This is a genomic window from Gilliamella sp. Nev6-6, assembly GCF_001690605.1.
Classification (GTDB): domain Bacteria; phylum Pseudomonadota; class Gammaproteobacteria; order Enterobacterales; family Orbaceae; genus Gilliamella; species Gilliamella apicola_C.
In genome coordinates this window covers 1-1,470 of record NZ_LZHP01000038.1, presented here as the reverse complement: position 1 = coordinate 1,470, position 1,470 = coordinate 1, and the positions used below count along the sequence as shown (strand labels likewise).

Below are 1,470 nucleotides of genomic sequence, written 5' to 3'. Positions count from 1 at the left end.
CATCAATTGCTGCTTCACGAGAGACCGCCTTGTAAACAAGTTTCAAATCGCTCATAAATGCTTTGTGATGTTTAGAGGCAACATACTTAATTGAATGGCGGATTTGATGAATAACACAAAGTTGAACCTCTGTTTGTGGGTAAATAGTATTAATCGCTTCAGGAAAGCCAACTAATCCATCGACACAAGCAATTAAAATGTCATTTAATCCTCGGTTTTGTAAATCGGTCAACACCGATAACCAAAAATGAGCCCCTTCGTTTTCAGATAAATACAAGCCTAATACTTCCTTTTTTCCGGCTAAATTAAGTGCAAGTACAGTATAAACAGCCTTGCTGTGATAAACCCCATCTTCTTTTACTTTATAATGAATTGCATCCATCCAAACAAACGGATAAAGCGATTCTAGCGGTCGTTGTTGCCATAATCTGAGCTCAGGAATGATTTTATCTGTAATGGCGGTTAAAGTTGCAGGAGAAAGACGAAAAGCATAAATCTCTTCAATATGCTGGCTGATATCTTTATAACTCATCCCCAGCGCATACATACTGAGAATTTTTTGTTCAATTTCATCGTTTAATGTTGTCTGATTTTTTTTGATGAGTTGAGGTTCAAATGAACCGTTTCTATCTCTTGGTGCATCAAGTTCGAAACTGCCTGATGAGCTTTTTATTGTCTTTGAACTCTTACCATTACGCCGATTAGGGGTAATGTCGTTGGCTAAATGAGAATCTAATTCCGCCGATAACGCCGCTTCTGTTAGCTGCTTGATTAATGGCGTTAAAATACCATCTTTACCCGTTAGCGGTTGACCATTTTGTAATAATTTTAATGCTTTTTCAAAATCAAATTCTTGGGACATGGGTCATTTCCTTTTTTGTTACATAGTTTACCGAAATGACACAGAATATTGAACAGTCTCTGATTTTATATTAATGAAATCTGCTGTTGTAAATACCCCAAACTTAGTACACAACTCATGTAGAAAATCATGCTGCTTGTTTTAGTGTTTTATACTCAATCGGTGTCATGTTATTTAATGCCTCATGCGGTCTTTCGGTATTATAAATCGTTAACCATTCTTCGGTTATTCTCCTTGCTTGTGCTAAGTTGTTAAAAAGATATAAATCGAGTACTTCAGTACGATAGGTACGATTAAATCGTTCAATATAGCCATTTTGATAAGGGCTACCGGGCTGGATATAATCAATGGTTATACCATGTAATTTAGCCCAGTTGGTAAAGGTTTTTCCTGTAAATTCTGGCCCATTATCGACCCGTATTTTTAATGGATACCCATGATATTCGTCCAGTTTATCTAAGTAACGGGTAATCCTTCCTGCTGGTAAGCTTACTGCAATATCAATACCTAACGCCTCACGATTAAAGTCATCGATGACATTGAATGTCCTAAAGCGACGTTGATTACGACTACTGTCACTCATAAAATCCATTGACCAACATTCACCT

The 1,470-nt window shown here is 36.9% G+C and carries 2 protein-coding genes; both read right to left on the bottom strand.

Features of this window, described 5'->3' with window-relative positions; all coding sequences use genetic code 11:
• A partial coding sequence (locus A9G42_RS05015) for an IS256 family transposase (protein ID WP_065652685.1) occupies positions 1–862 on the bottom strand: 862 nt, incomplete at its 3' end.
• 127 nt (positions 863–989) lie between these two features.
• The coding region (locus A9G42_RS05010) for an integrase core domain-containing protein (protein WP_143426105.1) at positions 990–1,470 on the bottom strand (481 nt) is incomplete at its 5' end.